Consider the following 16,797-nt stretch of genomic DNA (forward strand, 5'->3'; position numbering starts at 1 on the left):
CATGACGCGCAAGCGGCTGCTCGACGTCGTCCGGATCGTCGTCGCCGTCCTCGTCCTGCTCGCCGTCGTCATTGCAGTGTGGCGCAACTGGAGCGAAGTCTCGGCCCACCTGCGCGAGGTCCCGGCTTCGACCCTCGCCAGTGCCTTCGTCCTCGCGCTGCTCGCCCCGATCTTCAGCCTGCTCGGGTGGCGGGTGCTGCTGAACGACCTCGGAACGCGACTGCCGATTCCCGCTGGCGCGAGCGTGTTCTTCGTCGGTCAGCTCGGCAAGTACCTCCCCGGGTCGGTGTGGAGCGTGATGGCCCAGGCCGATCTGGGTTCGCGTCTCGGCGTTCCGCGCCGCCGCATGGGCATCGTCGGGCTGCTGTCGATCCTGCTGTCGGTGCTCACCGGGGCCATCGTCGGTGTCCCTGCCCTGCCGCTGCTGCTCGCGCGGTCGGGGGAGGTGCGGTCGCTGTGGTGGTTCGCCCCGGCACTCGTGCTGCTCCTGCTGCTCTGGCCGCGGCTGCTCAACTGGGGGATCGCGCTCGTGCTGCGCCTGCTGCGCCGGGAGCCGCTCGAGCACTCTCTCTCCGCGCCCGCGATCGCCCTGACGTCGTTGTGGTTCGTCCTCGCCTGGCTGAGCGCGGGGTTGTCGATCCTCGTGCTTGCTCACGCGATGTCGCCCGACACTGCAGTGCAGGACCTGCTCGTCACGTCGATCTGCGGGTTCGCGCTCGCCTCGGCCATCGGGATGTTCTCGGTCATCGTTCCAGCGGGTGTGGGGGTGCGTGACGGCGTGTTGGCCGTGTTGCTCGGCGCCCTGATGCCCTTCCCGGCCGCGTTCGCGATCGTCGTCATCTCACGTTTCTTCACTGTCGTCGCTGATGTCGTCGTCGCGGCTGTCGGCTGGGGCTGGGCCCGCTCGCACCACCTCCTAGGATCACGGTCATGAGCGATCCGAAGCCGCGCGAGGAGCAGTTGGCCTACTCCGAGCAGATGGGCAAGATGCTCGATGAGCAGGCCCGCCGCCAGAAGGCCGCCAAGCTCATCTCCGTCATCGCCCACGGCTTGGGGCGGTCGAGCTCGGACGGAGGCGGACCGCTCCTCGGGCTGAAGGCCGTCGACGTCGGATGCTCCGCTGGGTTCATCGCCGACGAACTCGCCCTCGCCGGTGCCCAGACGACCGGTGTCGACATCGACGAGCCCGGACTGGCCAAGGCGCGTGAACGCTTCGGTGAGCGCGTCGACTTCGAGTTGGCGCGCGGCCAGGACCTTCCCTTCGAGGACAACTCGGTGGATGTGGTTGTCCTCAACCACATCTACGAGCACGTCGTCGACCCGGATGCGGTCGTCGCGGACATTCACCGAGTGCTCGCACCGGGTGGCGTCCTCTATCTCGGCATCGGTCACCGGTGGCAGGTCATCGAGCCGCACCACCGTCTGCCGTTCCTGTCGTGGTTGCCGCAGCGCGCCGCCGATCGCTACATGCGCCTGGCGCGCAAGGGCGATCACTACTACGAGAAGTACTCCACCCCCTGCGGGCTGAGGCGCATGTTCGCGGCCTTCGACGTGTGGGACTACACCTTGCCGGTGCTCGCCGACCCCGCCGCCTTCTCCGGTGGTGACGTCATCCCCCAGTGGGTTGGTCGCCTGCCCGAAAAGGCCCTCGCCGCAATGCTTCCGCTCGTCCCCACCTATGTCTGGCTTGCCTTCAAGCAGCCGAGCACTCCCGCAGGGCCCGAGCTGCGAGTCGCACCCCGTCACGTCGGATGAGTGACAGCGTCGCCCTGACTCGAACGGTGCGTCCCGAGCGACCGCTGCTCCTTGGTGCGGTCGTGTCGACCTTTCGCCGGGGCGGGGGTGACCCGACCTCGTGGACCGATCGCGGACGGACCTGGGTGTTTGCGTGGCGGGCGCCCACCGGGCCGGTGACCCTCCGGTTGGTCGACCACCCGCGACTGGGAGAGGTCGAGGCGCAGGCGTGGGGCGAAGGCGCCGAGTGGGTGCTCGACCGCCTTCCCCACATCCTCGGTGAGCACGACGACGACGCCGGGTTCGAGAGCCACCACGACGTGGTGGGGGAGGCGCGACGCCGCTTCGCCGGGTGGCGCGTCCCCGCGTCCGGGCTCGTCGTGCAGGCACTCATCCCGACCATCATCGAACAGCGAGTGACGGGCAAAGAGGCATTCGCGGCATACCGAACTCTGGTGCGCCGCAACGGAACTCCCGCACCCGGCATCGGCGCGGACCTGCATCTCGTGGTTCCGCCGGCGCCGAAGGCGTGGGCCCTCATCCCGTCATGGGAGTGGCTTCGCGCCGGCGTCGACGGTGCCCGCTCCCGTCCCGCGGTCATGGCGGCCGGCCGAGCCGGCCGACTCGAACAGATCGTGGGTATGCCGTCCCTCGAGGCCCGTCGTCGTCTCGAGTCCGTGCCCGGCGTGGGGCGGTGGACCGCGAACGAGGTGGCGCATCGGGCGCTGGGGGACGCGGACGCGGTGAGCTTCGGGGACTACCACGTGGCCAAGAACATCGGTTGGGCGCTGACCGGGTCGCCGGTCGATGACGACGGGCTCGCGGAGTTGCTCGAGCCGTATGCCGGGCACCGCTACCGCGTCCAGCGCCTCCTCGAACTGGCTGGCGCCATGCGGCCACGACGCGGCCCCAGGTTCACCCTGCCCACGCATCTTCCCGGTCGCTGACGCTCGACTTCGTGCCCGAGACGGACATCCTCGCCGGGGCTCGGCTGTCCGTCTCGGGCACGAAGTCGTCAGCGGGCGGCGGCAGTCACGTCGGCCAGCACGTCGGCGAGCTCGCGCGCACCCGGTGCATCCTGCTCGACGAGGGCCGAGACGCGATCCCGCAGGCTCTCGAGGGTGGTCGACCCAACGCCACGTGGCTCGGTCGCAGTCGCCTCGCTGCCACCCTTGACGAGTTGCGCGAGGTCGGCGACCGCTGCGGCGACTCCGAACGTGCCCGGCGGCAGTTCAGCCTCGCCCAGTTTCAAGGGCAGGGAGTCCTCGCGCTGCTCGTCACCATCGACGGAGTGCCAGCGCACCCGGACCGTGCCCAGGGCGTCACCGACGTCGGCCTGTGCCGTGGGACGCACCTCATAGAGCGCGGTGACCTTGTGCCCCGCGCCGATCTCACCAGCGTCGACAGCCTCGTTGTCGAAGTCCTCGTCGTCCAGGGCGCGGTTCTCGTAGCCGAGGAGTCGGTACGCCGAGACGGTCCTGGGGTCGAACTCGACCTGGATCCTGGCATCCTTCGCGACCGGCGTCAGGGTGGCACGGAGGTCCTCGACGAAGAGCTTCTTGGCTTCCTCGAACGTGTCGACGTACTCGTAGAAGCCGTCGCCCCGATCGGCGAGCTGCTCCATCAGGTGGTCGTTGTAGTTGCCCATCCCATAACCGACGGTGACGAGGTGGATGCCGCGCCGGCCGTTGTCGCGGATCGCAGTCGCGAGGGTCCCGCCGTCGGTGACTCCCACGTTGGCCACCCCGTCGGAGGCCAGCAGCACGACGTTCGTGGCGCCCTCCTTGTAGGCCTCACGAGCCTGGTCGTAGCCGAGCAGGAGCCCGGCCTCGAGGTTCGTGCTGCCGCCGGCCCGGAGTCGTTCGATGGCACCGAGGATCGCGTCGGCATTGCGCACGGGTGTGGGTTCGAGCAGGGGGGTGGCGCTGGTCTGGTAGGTGACGATCGCGATCGTGTCGCTCGGGCGAAGGTGCTGGACGAGCAGCGCCAGTGAGGACTTGACGAGGCCGAGGCGTTCCCGGATGTCCATCGAGCCGGAGGTGTCCACAACCATCGTCAGGGCCACTGGTCGCCACTCGTCCTCGGCGACGTCCCGGCCCTGGAGGCCGATCCGGACCAGCCGGGTGCCGTCGTTGGCCGAGGGCGCCTGCCCCTGGTCGGACCTCAGCTCCAGGTCGTCCTCGCGCGGCGACGGAAACCCGCTGTCGAACGAGTTCACCCACTCCTCGGTGCGCACGGACTCCGGTGGTGGAAGGTGCCCGTCATGGAGGAGCGTGCGGGCGACTCGGAACGAGCCGCCGTCGACGTCGACGGCGAACGTCGATCGCGGCTTCTCGCGCGGGTCGACGAACCCGCTCGTGCCGGCGTCGACGAAGGTGTTGTCCTCAAGGGGTCCAGGTACGTTCGGGGCGGCCGGGAAAGGCTGTGCCGCACCGGAATTCGCTTGCGCTCCGACGGCGGATGAGGACGAGGTCCCGCTGGCTGTGTCGTTCTCCTGCGTGCTGGGGTAGTTCTCGAAGTACTCGCGGGCCGCGGTGGTGTCGCTCTCGCTCGGGGCACTGCATCCCGTGGCGAGGACGACGACTGCGGCGATCAGTGCTGCAGGTAGGGAGTTCATGCGGCTTGGACTGCGGGGAGTCGATGGGGGTTCCGACCGTGACCGAAGCGCAACACTCAGGCGATGAGGCGCGGCTCCTCAGGTCGCCCGGGTCCGTGACGACAGCGACTCCATCGATGACAACAGGGCAGCGAGCGGGGCCGGTGTCGCAGACTCGTCGAGCGCCGCGGCCAGGGCTCCTGCAAGGAGCTCCTTGCGTCCGGACGTCGTGCCGACGAACCGACGCAGCTGGTCGAGCACCGGTCGCCCCTGCCATGCCAGCTGCCTGGTGAACGCCGCGAACGTCGCATCGAGGTCGAGATCAGCCAGCACCGCGAGAGTTCCCTCGACGCCGAGGGCTCGCATGAGCTCGTCCTCGAGATCGCGACGGCACACCTGGAAACCGAAGTCCGGCAGCGTCGACACCGACGGTGCCACGGCCCTCACCGGGCCGGCTGGCGCTCGAACAACATTTCCGTATGCCGTGAGCGCCCGAACGAAGTACGGCGCCTCCTTCTCGTCGCAGAGGCCGATGACCCTCGGCCGAGGGTCCATCTCGGCAGCGGCCGCGAGGTGTCGGCGGATGTTGGTCGCGCCACCCATGTCCACGAGGATGGATGGCTCCGCGTCGGGTTCCACCCCGCTCCGGGCACGCAGCGCGCGGACCGCAGCAACGTCGCTGGCGCCCTCGAGGAGGACCCAGGTCACGGGGGAGTCGACGCCATCAGCCATTGGTACGAGCCTCGCTCATCCACCGTGATGTCGCCACGCATTTGCGTCGACGACTTCCTCTGCAGGTGGTCAGGGCATCGGGGAGAGGGTGGCGGTGACGGAGTGCTCGGCCGTCGGCTCACCCGTCACGGTGACGTGCAGGTCCTCACTCGCGGCGGCGATCTCGAGTCGTTGGGACAGGCGCCCGAGCGCGTAGTCGTCGGCCGCGCCCAGCGTCACAGTCGCCGCGATCTCTTCGTCGACCTCGAGGTCGACACTCGCGTCCTCGTCGGCGAACAGCGTCAGCGACACCACTCGCGCAACGCGATCGCTGAAGGGCTCGTCGCCGACCGAGCGAATCCCCACCGTGACCGAATCGGCCGTCCCGGGGGCCACTCCCAGGACCTGGCGCAGGGCCTCGACATGGCCCAGGGCGAACCAGTCGCCTGACCCAGTGCGCACGAGTTGCCCTGCACCAGAGGCGAATTCGTCCCCAGCAAAGGAGACAGAAGGCGTCAGGAACCAGGACTTGGGCAACCCACGCACCACCGCTGCGGCCACACCATCTGCCTTGCCCTTGACCAGGTCGGCCGCAGCCGCGATCTCGTCCGCCACGGCGCGAGCCGTCACCGACATCAACCGCCCGTCGGCGTCGACCTCACCCCGGTGGTCGAGCAGCACCTCCAGCCCGGCAGCACCCAACGCGAAGTCGGTGAGCCCCGCCCGCCACGGCCGACCCGCCGTGTCGCTGAGGACGACTGCGAGAGGTGCGCTGGGCGGCATACCCGACAAGGAAAGCAAGCCAGAGCGCAAGGTGCGGGCACACGCGTCGGGATCGCGCGGCAAGAGCAACAGCTGCTCCGACGGACCGGTGTTGGACGCGTCGATCCCCGCCGCAGCCATGACCGGCCCAGCCTTGGCCTCGACAACCCGCGTCACCCGACCATCGACGGCACGCTCAGCCACCACGCGCACCGACTCGCCCAGCACCAGCTCGGACTTGTCCGAGCCAACAGCGCTGAGCCCCAACGCTTTTGAGACGATCTTGCTCGCCACGACGACCACGTCGCCGGCTTCCAGGCCGACATCACCGAGCGCCGCCAGCAGCAGCGCAGCCACGTCGTCACCACGGCGGACCTCGGGTACGCCGAGGACGGGGATGATCGCCAGCGGCCGCGTCATCGAGTCACCGCGTCACGTGCGGACGCGCTCGGCGAGCGCGAGCAGAGCCTCAGCCATGTGTGCCGTCGCGGGGACGTCGGTCATGAGCAGCGGTCCGTCGTGCACCGCGGTCTCGACTCCGCGCACCTTCACCGACGCGTCAGCCGGGTCGACGAGCCAGCCGTCGAGGAAGTCGGCATAGAGGCCCGCCACCGCAGCCGACGTCGAGTCGACTCCGATCGCCGACAGGCAGGCGTCGGCGTGACCGCGCACCGGCCGACCGGAGATCAGCGGGGACACCCCCACCACGGGAGCGCGAGAGCCGCGCAGTGCGTCGCGCACGCCCGGCACGCCCAGGATGATCCCGATCGAGACCACGGGGTTCGACGGGGGCAGCACGATGACATCAGCGTCCCGCAGCGCATCCAGCACGCCCGGCGCGGCAGCCGCCCGATCCAGGCCAGCGACGACAAAACGCGACGCCGGCACCTCGGCCCGCAGGCGCACCCACCACTCCTGGAAGTGCACGGCCCGCTGCGTCTCACCCTCGTCGATCACCACGTGCGTCTCGACGGGCGTGTCCGTCATGGGCAGCAGCCGGATCCGAGCCTCCGGCAGTCCCCAGCGCTCCGCGAGCCGACCCGTCACCCTCGACGCGGTCTGCCCCTGGGCCAGCCACTGCGAACGCACGATGTGGGTGCCGAGATCAAGATCACCGAGAGTGAACCACTGAGGCACCGCACCGTAGGCCGCCAACTCGCCCTGGACGCGCGTCGATTCCTCGGCGCGGCCCCACCCCTGCTCCTCGTTGACGCCGCCCCCGAGGGTGTAGAGCAGGGTGTCGATGTCGGGGCAGACGCGCAGTCCGAAGAGGCTGATGTCGTCGCCGGTGTTGGCGATGACGGTGAGCTCGGATTCCGGTGCCACGACGTCGAGATGGGCTCTCAGACCCCTGAGGAACCGGGCTCCACCGACGCCGCCCGCGAGCGCTGTGATTCGCATGGGGGCCAGTCTGGACCACCCGCGCGTCACGCCGACACGCCGGTCTCGTCAAGAAAGTTGGCCCGATATCAGAACTCGGCTTGACGGATGGGGATGACACGCGTGTAATTTCATCATTGTGTTCCAGCAAAAGCGTTCTCCCGGCTCGGGGGAAGGGGTCGGAACACAGTGTTGGGTCGCGAGAGGGTCGAGGAGGCAGCGATGCACGAGTTGACGTTGATCGACGCCATGGTTGAAGAGGAGACGCAACTCTCCTGGCAGGAGCGGAGTCTGTGCGCACAGACGGACCCCGAGGCATTCTTCCCCGAGAAGGGCGGATCCACCCGCGAGGCCAAGAAGGTCTGCGTCGGGTGTGACGTCCGGTCGGAGTGCCTCGAGTACGCCCTGGCCAACGACGAGCGCTTCGGCATCTGGGGTGGACTGTCCGAGCGTGAGCGCCGCAAGCTGAAGAAGCGCGCAGTCTGATCGGGCGCGCGCCCACCCGATGACGCTGACGACTTCCACCGTGCTGCCACCTGCCACCGCCTCGACTGCCGGGCCGGTGGTTCAGGCGGTCGTCCTGACGTCCGGCCGCTCGGGCGCCGACTCGGGCCTGCGAGCCCTCCTCGACGCGATCGCTGCGTCCGCGATCAGCCCTGAGCATGTTGTCGTGCTCGACACCACCGCCGCCACTGCGGGTTCCGGAGCCGCTGACGTGGTCGCCTCCGCACAGTCGCCCACCTTCTCGGTGACGCACGAACGCCTCGATCCGGGTATGCCGGATCGCGCGGCGGTTGCGCTGTGGCTCGCCTCCGCGGACCTCCCCGACGACGAACTCCTGTGGCTGCTCCCGGTCGGATCCATCCCCGAGCCGCAGACCCTCGGCCGGCTGCTCGCGGCCCACCGGCGCAGCCCGTCGGTCGGGCTCGTGGGCCCCAAGCACGTCGATGCGACGAACCCGCGCACACTGCGCTCGGTCGGCATCAACACCACCCGCACCGGTCGCATCGTCGAGGACCCGCCGCTGGGCGAACCCGATCAGGGTCAGTACGACCTGCGACGCGACGTCCTCGCGATCCCGCTCGCCGGGATGCTCGCCTCGGCCACCCTGTTGCGCGAGCTCGAGGGGTGGGAGCCCTCCTTCGGTGACCTCGGCGGCGACCTCGACCTTGGCTGGCGCGCCCAGCTGGCGGGTCAGCGCGTTGTCGTGGCGCCCGATGCCCGGATGCGGTCGGTCGCGTCGGTGGGCCTCGCCACCGCCACGACCGGAGCCCGTCGCCGCGCTGCGCGGCGCGTGGCGCTCACCCGGGCGTCCTGGTGGTTGGCCCCCTTCCTCGCGCTGTGGATCCTGGCCACCTCTCTTGCCGCTGCCGCGGGCCTGCTCCTCCTCAAGCGCCCGCGCCCAGCCGCTGAGGCCTTTGCTGACCTCGGCTCGCTCGACCCGATCCGCGGCATCCGCAGCCGGGTGCGCACCCGGGGGCGCCGCGTCGTGCGACACCGCGACATCGCCACCTTGTTCGTGCCCGGGTCGGCCATCGTGCGGACCGGGCTCGACCGGGCCCACGAGGCGCTCGTCGCCCCGGCCACCCTTGCCGATGAGGACACGACCGAGGCGGAGGACCGTGGCCTCATCTCCCGGGGCGCACTGCATCCCGGGGTGCTCGCCGTGCTGGCCGCGATCGCCGTCGTGGCGGGCGCCGGTCGCGAGATCGGTGGGGGATTCCTGAGCCGCTTCGGCTCGGGTGTCACCGGTGGCGAGCTCATCACGACGAGGGCGACCTCGAGCAGCCTCTGGCACGCAGCGTTCGACGGGTGGCACGGGACGGGTCTCGGCGGCGATGGGCCTGCGAGCCCGTCCCTCGCGGTGCTGGCGATTCCCACGTGGATCGTCGAGCACCTGCCCGGCAGTGGCGATCTCACCTCCCCGGCCGGCGCCGTCGTCGGGGCCCTGCTCGTCCTGGCCCTGCCGCTGGCCGCCCTCTCTGCCTATGTCTCCGCCAAGGTGCTCGGCGCCTCGCGAGGCGTGCGCGCCGTCGCGGCGGTGGCGTGGGCCACGACTGGTGCTGCCGGTGCGGCAGTGGCCCAGGGGCGACTCGGTGCCCTCGTCGCGCTCATCCTCCTGCCTGCTGTCCTCGCCGGAGTCGTCCTCCTGACCCGCCCCAGTGGCACGGCCACGGGTGCGTTCGCCACCGCGCTGGGCGCGGCCGTGCTCGGCGCGTTCGCCCCACCGCTTCTCGTGCTCGTCGTGCTGGTGTGCCACGGCGTCGCGCTCTTCGGGCGCCCCGGCGCGCGCCGTCTTGCCCTTGTCCCAGCCTTCCTCGGACCGCTCCTGCTGGGTCCCTGGCTGGCCGACGTCGCCCACGACTGGACCCTTGCCGCCACCGGACCCGGACTGAGCCAGTGGGGAGGCACGAGCGTCGACCCCCTCGCCCTGGCCCTCCTGCACCCCGGGGGAGCAGGCAGTGTCCCGTGGTGGGTCGGTGCCGTCGTCGTCGCCCTTGGCCTCGCCGGACTGCTCGCACCGACCTCGATCCGATCGGCGTCCACCGGCGCCGCAGCGATCGGGCTGGTCTCCCTCGGAGCGGTCCTCGCCGCACCCCACCTCGACCTCACCGCGGACTCGGCCTCCGCCACGGGCCAGATGGGCCCGGTCACCCCGTGGGCCGGCACGTTCATCCTCCCGCTGACCCTGGCCCTGCTCACGTCCGCAGTCATCGGTGTCGGCACGCTCCGCGACCGCCACCGCGTCAGCGGGGTCGCTGTCCTGGCGCTCAGCCTCGCCGCGCTGGTCGGGGCCGGCGCCCTCGGCTGGTTCGGCTTCGGCGCCACGTTGCGCACCTGGACCGACCCTCGCCCGGCGGTCGCCGTCGAGCAGGCCGCCGGAGAACTGGCCAACCGCACGGTCTTCGTGACCCCGGGACCCAGCGGTGCGGCATACCGGATCGTCGGTCGTGAGACCGGTTCTCTCGCGCGCTCGCTGCCCCAGAGCGTGGCCAACGACGCCGTGATCTCCCGTGACGTCAGCCAGCTCCTCGATGGCACCCGCAACGACTCGGGTCCGAGGCTGGCGCAGCAGGCCATCGGCTTCGTCGCCGTCGCGCAGACCGCTGGTGAGGACGTGGCCCGCCGCCTCGACTCGGCCCAGGGACTGTCTCGCCTCGCGAGTCGCGATGGATACGACATCTGGCGGATCGCCGCCCTCGGCAACGCCGCCAACCGTCCCGTCTCGCCCACCCGGCTTGCTGTCGTCAGCGACGGTGACCCCTCGCTCGTCGCGACGACGGGTGAGCACGGCGCCACCGACACGACCGTGACCGCCCGACGCGGTGACGTGCTCACCGTTGCCGAACCTCCGGCCTGGGCCGCGCACGCCACGGTCGAGATCGACGGTCGCGCGCTGGTCGCCACCTCCGACGCCGACCGGCCGACCTATGCCCTGCCCGCCGGCACGCACTCCCTGACCATCGACGTGACGACCGAATACCCGTGGTGGCGGGCACTGCAGGGCCTCGCGCTCGCGATCGTCGGCTTCCTCGCCGTCCCCTTCGGGACTCGCGCATCGAGGAGACGCCCATGAACCGTTCACGCCTCGTCGGCCCCGGACGTCTGGCCCTCACCGCGCTGGTCGCTGCCGGCCTCGTGACGGGCGCGGCGCTCTCACCGGCCGCCGACCAGATCGGCTCCGAGGGCCCCGCCGCCCGACCCACCACCGCAGCGAGCTTCGAACCCGTGGTCTCGGCGAACCTGTCCTGCCCGGGCCCCGAGTTCAGCGGCATCACGGGCGTCGAGGACATCGATGTGCCGGCCAGCCTCGCTGTCGCCACCGCCCCCGACTCCGTCCTGGGGTCGTCGGTCAAGGTCACGGGCGAAGGCAGGGTCACCGTCCGCTCGGGCACGGACACTGGTGACCCTGTCACCGAGCGCGGCACGACGACCACCGTTCGCGACCTCCGCAGCGGTCGGGCGAACGATGTGGTGGCCGTGGGCGCCATGGCTCCGGGCCTGGCTGCGACCCAGGAATGGCTCGTCGCACGTTCGGAGATCCGCGGCCTCGCCACCGTGTCCTGCGCGAGCCCCGGCTCCGACCTCTGGCTCCTCGCCGGTGGCGGCGCGGCGGGACGCCAGGAGCGGCTCATCCTCACCAACTCCGGCGCCAACGAGGTCACGGTCGACCTCGAGGTGCTCGGCCGCAAGGGCGTCGTGGCCTCGCCGACCGGCAGCACCGTGGTCCCGGCGCGCGGTCGCGTGGCCCTCCTCGTCGACGCGATCACCGGGGCCGAGGAGTCCCCAGCGGTTCGCGTGCGAGCCACGGGTGGTTCCGTGCGCGCCGTGATGAGCGACATCTGGCTCGACGGCTCCGTCCCTGCAGGCGCCGAGACGACGGTTCCGACGGCCGCGCCGTCCACTCGACAGGTCATCCCGGCCGCCATCGTCGGTGTCGGCGGTGCGATCAGAATCGCCGTGCCGGGCCTTCAGCAGGCGGTCGTGAGCGCGCGCATCCTGGGCGAGGACGGTCCCGTGCCCCTGGCCAAGGGTGTGACACGCGTTCCGGGTCGGTCCACCGGCGAGTTGTCCCTCACTGGTCTCAAACAGGGCAAGTATGCCGTCGAGCTGACGTCCGATGTCCCCATCGCCGCTGCGCTGTGGTCGAGTTGGCGCTTGGGCAAGACGCCGGGCGACTTCATCTGGGCACCCTCCACGGAGAGCTCGACGGGGCTGCTCGCAGCCGCGTTCCCGGGTTCAGAGGACGCGCGCGAGCGCAACCTCAGCCTTGCCTCGAGCGCGGGCCCGGCCACGGCCTCGGTGACGTGGCGCGCCGGCGGGAAGTGGACCACGAAGTCCGTCGGACTCGGTCAGGACGCCTCGGTCACCCTCAACCTCGGTGCTGCCGAGTCGGTGTGGGTGCAGAGAATCTCGGGCAGGGGAGAGATCCGGGCCGCAGTGGGCACCGTGGCAGGCAAGGGTGGTGGCGAGCGGCTCGTCTCCGTGTCACCTCTCGTCGAGACTGCCGTCACGTCGACGGTGAGCAGCGCGCACCCGATCTCCTGAGGTCGTCGCGGCCCGAGTTGGGCCGCAGGCTCAGAGTTGGATCTCGGACGGCGGCACGTTGAGCAGCGCGGCGACCTGCTCGGCCACGACCTCCCGCACGATGGCAGCGACCTCGCCGACGTCGCGCGCACGGGTCTCGACGGGGCGGCGATAGACGACGATCCGGTGCCCCACGGTGCCGCCCACGGGGAGGAGTCGTCCGACTGCAGCGGCCTGCTCCTCCCACGGCGCCGGGTCGGTCGGCGGGACCTCTTCGACGGCGAACTCCACGTCCGCGTAGCGCGTTCCCAGATAGGCCCGGGCGCGCTCGGCGACATCGATCACGACGTCATCGAAGGTCTCGCGTCGGGTGCGCATCGCCGGCACCGGCGGCCAGGCCAACGGGCCGCGAACACCACGCCCACGTCGGTCGCGTCGGGGCGCCTGAGCACTGTTCCGGGGGTCGGTGGGGGCCACAGATGGAGACTACGGCGCGCCGACTCAGCGCTGTCGGACCGGTGACCTAGAGTCGTGGCGTGAATGCGTCCCGGAGGTGCTCCAAGACTGCGTGCTCCCAGCTCGCGGTGGCCACCCTGACCTACGCGTATGCCGATCGTGCCGTCGTTCTCGGTCCGCTCGCCACCTATGCCGAGCCGCACTCCTACGACCTGTGTGCCGAGCATGCGACGCGCCTGACGGTGCCGCAGGGCTGGGAGGTCGTCCGCCTCGAGTCCGACGGCTACGAGCCCGCACCGGAGGTCGACGACCTCCTCGCGGTGGTGGACGCGGTGCGTGAGCGCCCGGCGCCGCAGCCCACCGTCGCGAGGGCCGTGGTCAGCGCGATGCCCGCACCCGTCCCTGGCGAACACCGCCGCGGCCACCTCCGCATGCTCCCCGGCAACGGCGAAGGCTGACGCCTCTTCTTCCGCACCTACTTCACCGTAGGTGGGGTAATCACGCGCACCACGGTGCAGTAGCTGCTGGGGTGGGTGGTGCGTAGTGCGCCCTCGTCGTCAGGCCGCGTCGGCCGGCTCAGCCCGCACAGCGGGGCGGGGTCGTTGCAGCGCGGCGGCATACGTCGCCTCGATCCTTGCGAGGACGGTAGCGGGGTCGCGCCGCACCCCGGTCGGCGTGACTGCGAGGACCGCGACTCCCGCCGCAACGAGCTCACCATCACGGTCGACCGTCACCACGAACTCCTCGCCATCCGCGTGGTACTGCTTCGAGTGGACCATCACGGCCATGGCGGCATCGTCGAGCCACAGGTCCGGTGTGATGAGTCTCCGCCCGGCTTCATCCACGAGGGTCGGGTTCGTCATCGGCTCCGGGAGCAACGCGGACGACCCCATGAGGTCAAGGACGTCAGCCTCCGGGACCGACCAGACGCCAAGGGCCGCAGTGTCGAGCGCTGGAAGCACCTTGGCCGCATCGCGCGAGCGCAAGCGGTAGCACCACTCCGCCAGGTCGTCGACCGTGGTCATGTTTCGTTGAACTGCCTCGACGAGCAACGCCGTGCGATTGCGCAGGCTCCGCTCGTCCACCGCCGCGTCGACGCAGGCCCGTGCCAGGGATGACACACGCAATCCTCCGCGCACGACCTGACCAGCGTCTTCGAGGAGGCTGCGCCGGATCGTGGCGTATCCGCGCTGGCGACTGGCCTGGGAGCCCGGCACAACGACGTCGACCCGGCCCCGTGGATTGGCGTTCATGAGGCCGTGCACGGCTGCGGCCGTCATCCCGGCCAATGCGGACGAGGGCCCGGCGTAAAGGAGGGCACCCATACGCCGTTGCTGCTCGCTCGGGTGTCCTGGCGCGAGCAGGTAGGTGTTGGGCAGGATGACGCGCCAGTGCCGTCCGGCATTCCAGCGAATCGCGTCCTTCGAAAGGCCGCGCTGGAGCGACTGTTGGCGAGTGACGACATTGAACTGGGCCGCGGCGAGGGCCCTCAGGGCGTCGGGAAGCTCCTTCATGGCCCAAGCATCTGGCGGGAAGACGCACGAACGCATCCAGCATCGAGACTTCTGTGGACAACGACGACTCACGGGTCCACCTGTGGATGACGCGGCGAGCGTTCTCCCCGACGCTGGCGCACGCGCTACCCCAGCACCCACTGCACCGTGGTGCGCGTGATTACCCCTCTTACGGTGCGGTAGGTGCGGTTTCAGCTGACGTAGGCCGCCAGGTGCTTGCCGGTGAGGGTCGTTCCCTTGGCCTTGGCGCCCTTTGACGAGGATGACTGCGACACCAAGTCGCCGGGGGTGCCTTCGAAGACGACCGTCCCGCCGTCGTGTCCGGCGCCCGGGCCGAGGTCGATGATCCAGTCGGCGTGGGCCATCACGGCCTGGTGGTGCTCGATGACGATGACGGATCGGCCAGAGTCCACGAGCCGGTCGAGCAGTCCCAACAGGTTCTCGACGTCGGCGAGGTGCAGACCCGTGGTCGGCTCGTCGAGGACATAGACGTCGCCCTTCTCGGCCATCTGGCTGGCGAGCTTGATGCGTTGGCGCTCGCCGCCGGAGAGGGTTGTGAGCGGCTGGCCCAGCGTGAGATAGCCCAGGCCCACGTCGACGAGCCGGTCCAGGATCTTGTGCGCGGCGGGGATGCTCGCCTCGCCGTCACCGAAGAAGGTCTCGGCCTCGTCCATCGACATGCTGAGCACCTCCGAGATGTTCTTGCCGCCGAGGGTGTATTCGAGGACGGACGCCTGGAAGCGCCGGCCTTCGCACTCTTCGCAGGGTGACTCGACGGTCGCCATGACACCGAGCTCGGTGAAGATGACGCCAGCGCCGTTGCACGTCTGGCAGGCGCCCTCGGAGTTGGAGCTGAAGAGTGCGGGCTTGACCCCGTTGGCCTTGGCGAACGCCTTGCGGATCGGCTCGAGCAGTCCGGTGTAGGTCGCGGGGTTGCTGCGTCGCGAGCCCTTGATGGCGGCCTGGTCGATGACGACCACACCCTCGCGTCCGTCGACCGAACCGTGGATGAGGGAGCTCTTGCCGGATCCGGCGACACCGGTGACGGCCACCAGCACCCCGAGCGGGACGTCGACGTCCACGTTCTTGAGGTTGTGGGTCGAGGCGCCGCGGATCTCAAGGGTGCCCTTCGACGTGCGCACCTCGTCCTTGAGCTGGGCGCGATCGTCGAGGTGGCGCCCCGTGATGGTGTCGCTCTTGCGGAGGTCCTCGATGGAACCCTCGAAGACGATCTCGCCGCCATACGATCCCGCCTTGGGGCCGAGGTCGACGACGTGGTCGGCGATGGCGATGGTCTCGGGCTTGTGCTCGACGACGAGGACGGTGTTGCCCTTGTCGCGCAGTCGGAGGAGCAGGTCGTTCATCTGCGCGATGTCGTGCGGGTGCAGCCCGATCGTCGGCTCGTCGAAGACATAGGTGACGTCGGTGAGGGAGGACCCGAGGTGGCGGATCATCTTGGTGCGCTGGGCCTCACCACCGGAGAGCGTGCCCGCGGGTCGATCCAACGACAGGTAGCCCAACCCGATCTCGGTGAATGAGTCGAGCAGGTGCTGCAGTCCCGCGAGCAGCGGTGTGACAGAAGGCTCCTTGAGTTCACGCACCCACAGGGCCAGGTCGCTGATCTGCATCTCGGCCAGATCCGCAATCGACTTGCCGCCGATCTTGGACTTGAGCACCTCTGGCGTCAGCCGCGTGCCGCCACACTCGGGGCACCGCTGGAAGGTCACGGCCCGCTCGACGAAGCGGCGCACGTGCGGCTGCATGGCCTCGGGGTCCTTGGACAGCATCGACTTCTGGATCTTGGGGATGATCCCCTCGAAGGTCAGGTTGATGCCCTCGACCTTGATCTTGGTGGGAGGCGCATAGAGCATCGTCTCGAGCTGCTTTGTGGTGAATTTCGCGATGGGCTTGTCCATCGGCAGGCCCATGCCCTCGAAGAGCCGGCCGTACCACCCGTCCATCGAGTAGCCCGGCACCGTGAGCGCACCCTCGTTGAGCGTCTTGGTCTCGTCGTAGAGCGCGGTCCTGTCGATGTCGCTGACGTTGCCCATGCCCTCGCAGCGCGGGCACATGCCGCCGAGGTAGACGGCGTCCTTGACGACGGCCTTCTCGGTGCGGCCGTCCTTGTCGGTCGACATGACCCCGCTCGCCTTCCGCGTGGGCACGTTGAAGCTGTATGCCGTGGGCGGGCCGACGTAGGGCTTGCCGAGGCGGCTGAAGAGGATGCGCAGCATCGCGTTGGCATCGGTCGCGGTCCCCACCGTCGAGCGAGGGTTGGCACCCATGCGCTCCTGGTCGACGATGATCGCCGTCGTCAGGCCCTCGAGGTAGTCGACCTCGGGTCGGGCCAGCGAGGGCATGAAGCCCTGGACGAACGCGCTGTAGGTCTCGTTGATCATCCGCTGCGACTCGGCGGCGATGGTGCCGAAGACGAGCGAGCTCTTGCCCGACCCCGACACTCCCGTGAAGACAGTCAGTCGGCGCTTGGGGATCTCCAGGCTCACGTCCTTGAGATTGTTCTCGCGGGCGCCCTGGACGCGGATGAGGTCGTGGTTGTCGGCAACGTGGGGTTCGGCGGTCACGAATCCCAACCTAGTGCGCTAGTAAGGTCGCTGC

14 protein-coding genes are annotated in these 16,797 nt (G+C 69.9%); 7 read left to right on the top strand and 7 right to left on the bottom strand.

The features are described from left to right. Position 1 precedes the first annotated feature (1 nt). The 3 genes from ACFQRE_RS07895 to ACFQRE_RS07905 are packed head-to-tail and all read left to right on the top strand — an operon-like array spanning position 2 to position 2,681. Positions 2 to 934 carry a lysylphosphatidylglycerol synthase domain-containing protein gene (locus ACFQRE_RS07895; protein WP_380120828.1) on the top strand — a complete coding sequence of 311 codons (933 nt, stop codon included), beginning with the start codon at positions 2 to 4 and terminating at the stop codon, positions 932 to 934. Beyond that, positions 931 to 1,755: a class I SAM-dependent methyltransferase gene (locus tag ACFQRE_RS07900; protein WP_380120831.1), complete on the top strand. Its 825-nt coding sequence runs from the start codon at positions 931 to 933 to the stop codon at positions 1,753 to 1,755. Before ACFQRE_RS07895 ends, ACFQRE_RS07900 begins: the two co-directional genes overlap by 4 nt. Next, positions 1,752 to 2,681, top strand: coding sequence for a DNA-3-methyladenine glycosylase family protein (locus tag ACFQRE_RS07905; protein ID WP_380120833.1), 930 nt, complete (start codon positions 1,752 to 1,754; stop codon positions 2,679 to 2,681). Before ACFQRE_RS07900 ends, ACFQRE_RS07905 begins: the two co-directional genes overlap by 4 nt. Before the next feature lie 68 nt (positions 2,682 to 2,749). Here the strand turns inward: ACFQRE_RS07905 and ACFQRE_RS07910 are convergent, their stop codons facing one another. From ACFQRE_RS07910 to cofD, 4 genes are all read right to left on the bottom strand, one after another. After that, positions 2,750 to 4,351: a vWA domain-containing protein gene (locus ACFQRE_RS07910; protein WP_380120836.1), complete on the bottom strand. Its 1,602-nt coding sequence runs from the start codon at positions 4,349 to 4,351 to the stop codon at positions 2,750 to 2,752. A gap of 78 nt (positions 4,352 to 4,429) precedes the next feature. Then, positions 4,430 to 5,062, bottom strand: coding sequence for a hypothetical protein (locus ACFQRE_RS07915; protein WP_380120838.1), 633 nt, complete (start codon positions 5,060 to 5,062; stop codon positions 4,430 to 4,432). 69 nt (positions 5,063 to 5,131) lie between these two features. Then, positions 5,132 to 6,223: a coenzyme F420-0:L-glutamate ligase gene (locus ACFQRE_RS07920; RefSeq protein ID WP_380120840.1), complete on the bottom strand. Its 1,092-nt coding sequence runs from the start codon at positions 6,221 to 6,223 to the stop codon at positions 5,132 to 5,134. A gap of 12 nt (positions 6,224 to 6,235) precedes the next feature. Further along, complete coding sequence (gene cofD, locus ACFQRE_RS07925) at positions 6,236 to 7,204, bottom strand: 2-phospho-L-lactate transferase (protein ID WP_380120842.1); 969 nt, start codon at positions 7,202 to 7,204, stop codon at positions 6,236 to 6,238. A gap of 201 nt (positions 7,205 to 7,405) precedes the next feature. On the opposite strand from cofD, the gene ACFQRE_RS07930 reads away from it, so the two are divergent. The 3 genes from ACFQRE_RS07930 to ACFQRE_RS07940 are packed head-to-tail and all read left to right on the top strand — an operon-like array spanning position 7,406 to position 12,232. Beyond that, the gene (locus tag ACFQRE_RS07930; protein WP_353950824.1) at positions 7,406 to 7,669 is read left to right on the top strand and encodes a WhiB family transcriptional regulator; all 264 of its coding nucleotides are present in this window, start codon (positions 7,406 to 7,408) and stop codon (positions 7,667 to 7,669) included. A 40-nt stretch (positions 7,670 to 7,709) separates the two neighbouring features. After that, the gene (locus tag ACFQRE_RS07935) at positions 7,710 to 10,760 is read left to right on the top strand and encodes a glycosyltransferase (RefSeq protein WP_380120845.1); all 3,051 of its coding nucleotides are present in this window, start codon (positions 7,710 to 7,712) and stop codon (positions 10,758 to 10,760) included. After that, on the top strand, positions 10,757 to 12,232 hold the full coding sequence (locus ACFQRE_RS07940) for a DUF5719 family protein (protein ID WP_380120847.1): 1,476 nt from the start codon (positions 10,757 to 10,759) through the stop codon (positions 12,230 to 12,232). Before ACFQRE_RS07935 ends, ACFQRE_RS07940 begins: the two co-directional genes overlap by 4 nt. 30 nt (positions 12,233 to 12,262) lie before the next feature. Here the strand turns inward: ACFQRE_RS07940 and ACFQRE_RS07945 are convergent, their stop codons facing one another. Further along, positions 12,263 to 12,589, bottom strand: a complete 327-nt coding sequence (locus ACFQRE_RS07945) for a metallopeptidase family protein (RefSeq protein ID WP_380120849.1) — start codon at positions 12,587 to 12,589, stop codon at positions 12,263 to 12,265. A 158-nt stretch (positions 12,590 to 12,747) separates the two neighbouring features. Here ACFQRE_RS07945 and ACFQRE_RS07950 point away from each other — a divergent pair, with 158 nt between their 5' ends. Beyond that, on the top strand, positions 12,748 to 13,125 hold the full coding sequence (locus tag ACFQRE_RS07950) for a DUF3499 domain-containing protein (RefSeq protein ID WP_380120851.1): 378 nt from the start codon (positions 12,748 to 12,750) through the stop codon (positions 13,123 to 13,125). A 99-nt stretch (positions 13,126 to 13,224) separates the two neighbouring features. Here ACFQRE_RS07950 and ACFQRE_RS07955 read toward each other — a convergent pair whose 3' ends face one another. Further along, positions 13,225 to 14,181: a hypothetical protein gene (locus tag ACFQRE_RS07955; protein WP_380120854.1), complete on the bottom strand. Its 957-nt coding sequence runs from the start codon at positions 14,179 to 14,181 to the stop codon at positions 13,225 to 13,227. Positions 14,182 to 14,372: 191 nt separating this feature from the next. Further along, positions 14,373 to 16,763, bottom strand: coding sequence for an ATP-binding cassette domain-containing protein (locus tag ACFQRE_RS07960; protein WP_380120856.1), 2,391 nt, complete (start codon positions 16,761 to 16,763; stop codon positions 14,373 to 14,375). Positions 16,764 to 16,797: the final 34 nt, after the last annotated feature.

It is taken from the genome of Knoellia pratensis, assembly GCF_042666395.1.
Lineage (GTDB): Bacteria > Actinomycetota > Actinomycetes > Actinomycetales > Dermatophilaceae > Knoellia > Knoellia pratensis.

What these genes read in the sequence shown, in the direction of transcription:
- ACFQRE_RS07895 (WP_380120828.1), top strand. Translation starts at nt 2, where the DNA reads ATGACGCGCAAGCGGCTGCTCGACGTCGTCCGGATCGTCGTCGCCGTC.
- ACFQRE_RS07900 (WP_380120831.1), top strand. Translation starts at nt 931, where the DNA reads ATGAGCGATCCGAAGCCGCGCGAGGAGCAGTTGGCCTACTCCGAGCAG.
- ACFQRE_RS07905 (WP_380120833.1), top strand. Translation starts at nt 1,752, where the DNA reads ATGAGTGACAGCGTCGCCCTGACTCGAACGGTGCGTCCCGAGCGACCG.
- ACFQRE_RS07910 (WP_380120836.1), bottom strand. Translation starts at nt 4,351, where the DNA reads ATGAACTCCCTACCTGCAGCACTGATCGCCGCAGTCGTCGTCCTCGCC.
- ACFQRE_RS07915 (WP_380120838.1), bottom strand. Translation starts at nt 5,062, where the DNA reads ATGGCTGATGGCGTCGACTCCCCCGTGACCTGGGTCCTCCTCGAGGGC.
- ACFQRE_RS07920 (WP_380120840.1), bottom strand. Translation starts at nt 6,223, where the DNA reads ATGACGCGGCCGCTGGCGATCATCCCCGTCCTCGGCGTACCCGAGGTC.
- cofD (WP_380120842.1), bottom strand. Translation starts at nt 7,204, where the DNA reads ATGCGAATCACAGCGCTCGCGGGCGGCGTCGGTGGAGCCCGGTTCCTC.
- ACFQRE_RS07930 (WP_353950824.1), top strand. Translation starts at nt 7,406, where the DNA reads ATGCACGAGTTGACGTTGATCGACGCCATGGTTGAAGAGGAGACGCAA.
- ACFQRE_RS07940 (WP_380120847.1), top strand. Translation starts at nt 10,757, where the DNA reads ATGAACCGTTCACGCCTCGTCGGCCCCGGACGTCTGGCCCTCACCGCG.
- ACFQRE_RS07945 (WP_380120849.1), bottom strand. Translation starts at nt 12,589, where the DNA reads ATGCGCACCCGACGCGAGACCTTCGATGACGTCGTGATCGATGTCGCC.
- ACFQRE_RS07955 (WP_380120854.1), bottom strand. Translation starts at nt 14,181, where the DNA reads ATGAAGGAGCTTCCCGACGCCCTGAGGGCCCTCGCCGCGGCCCAGTTC.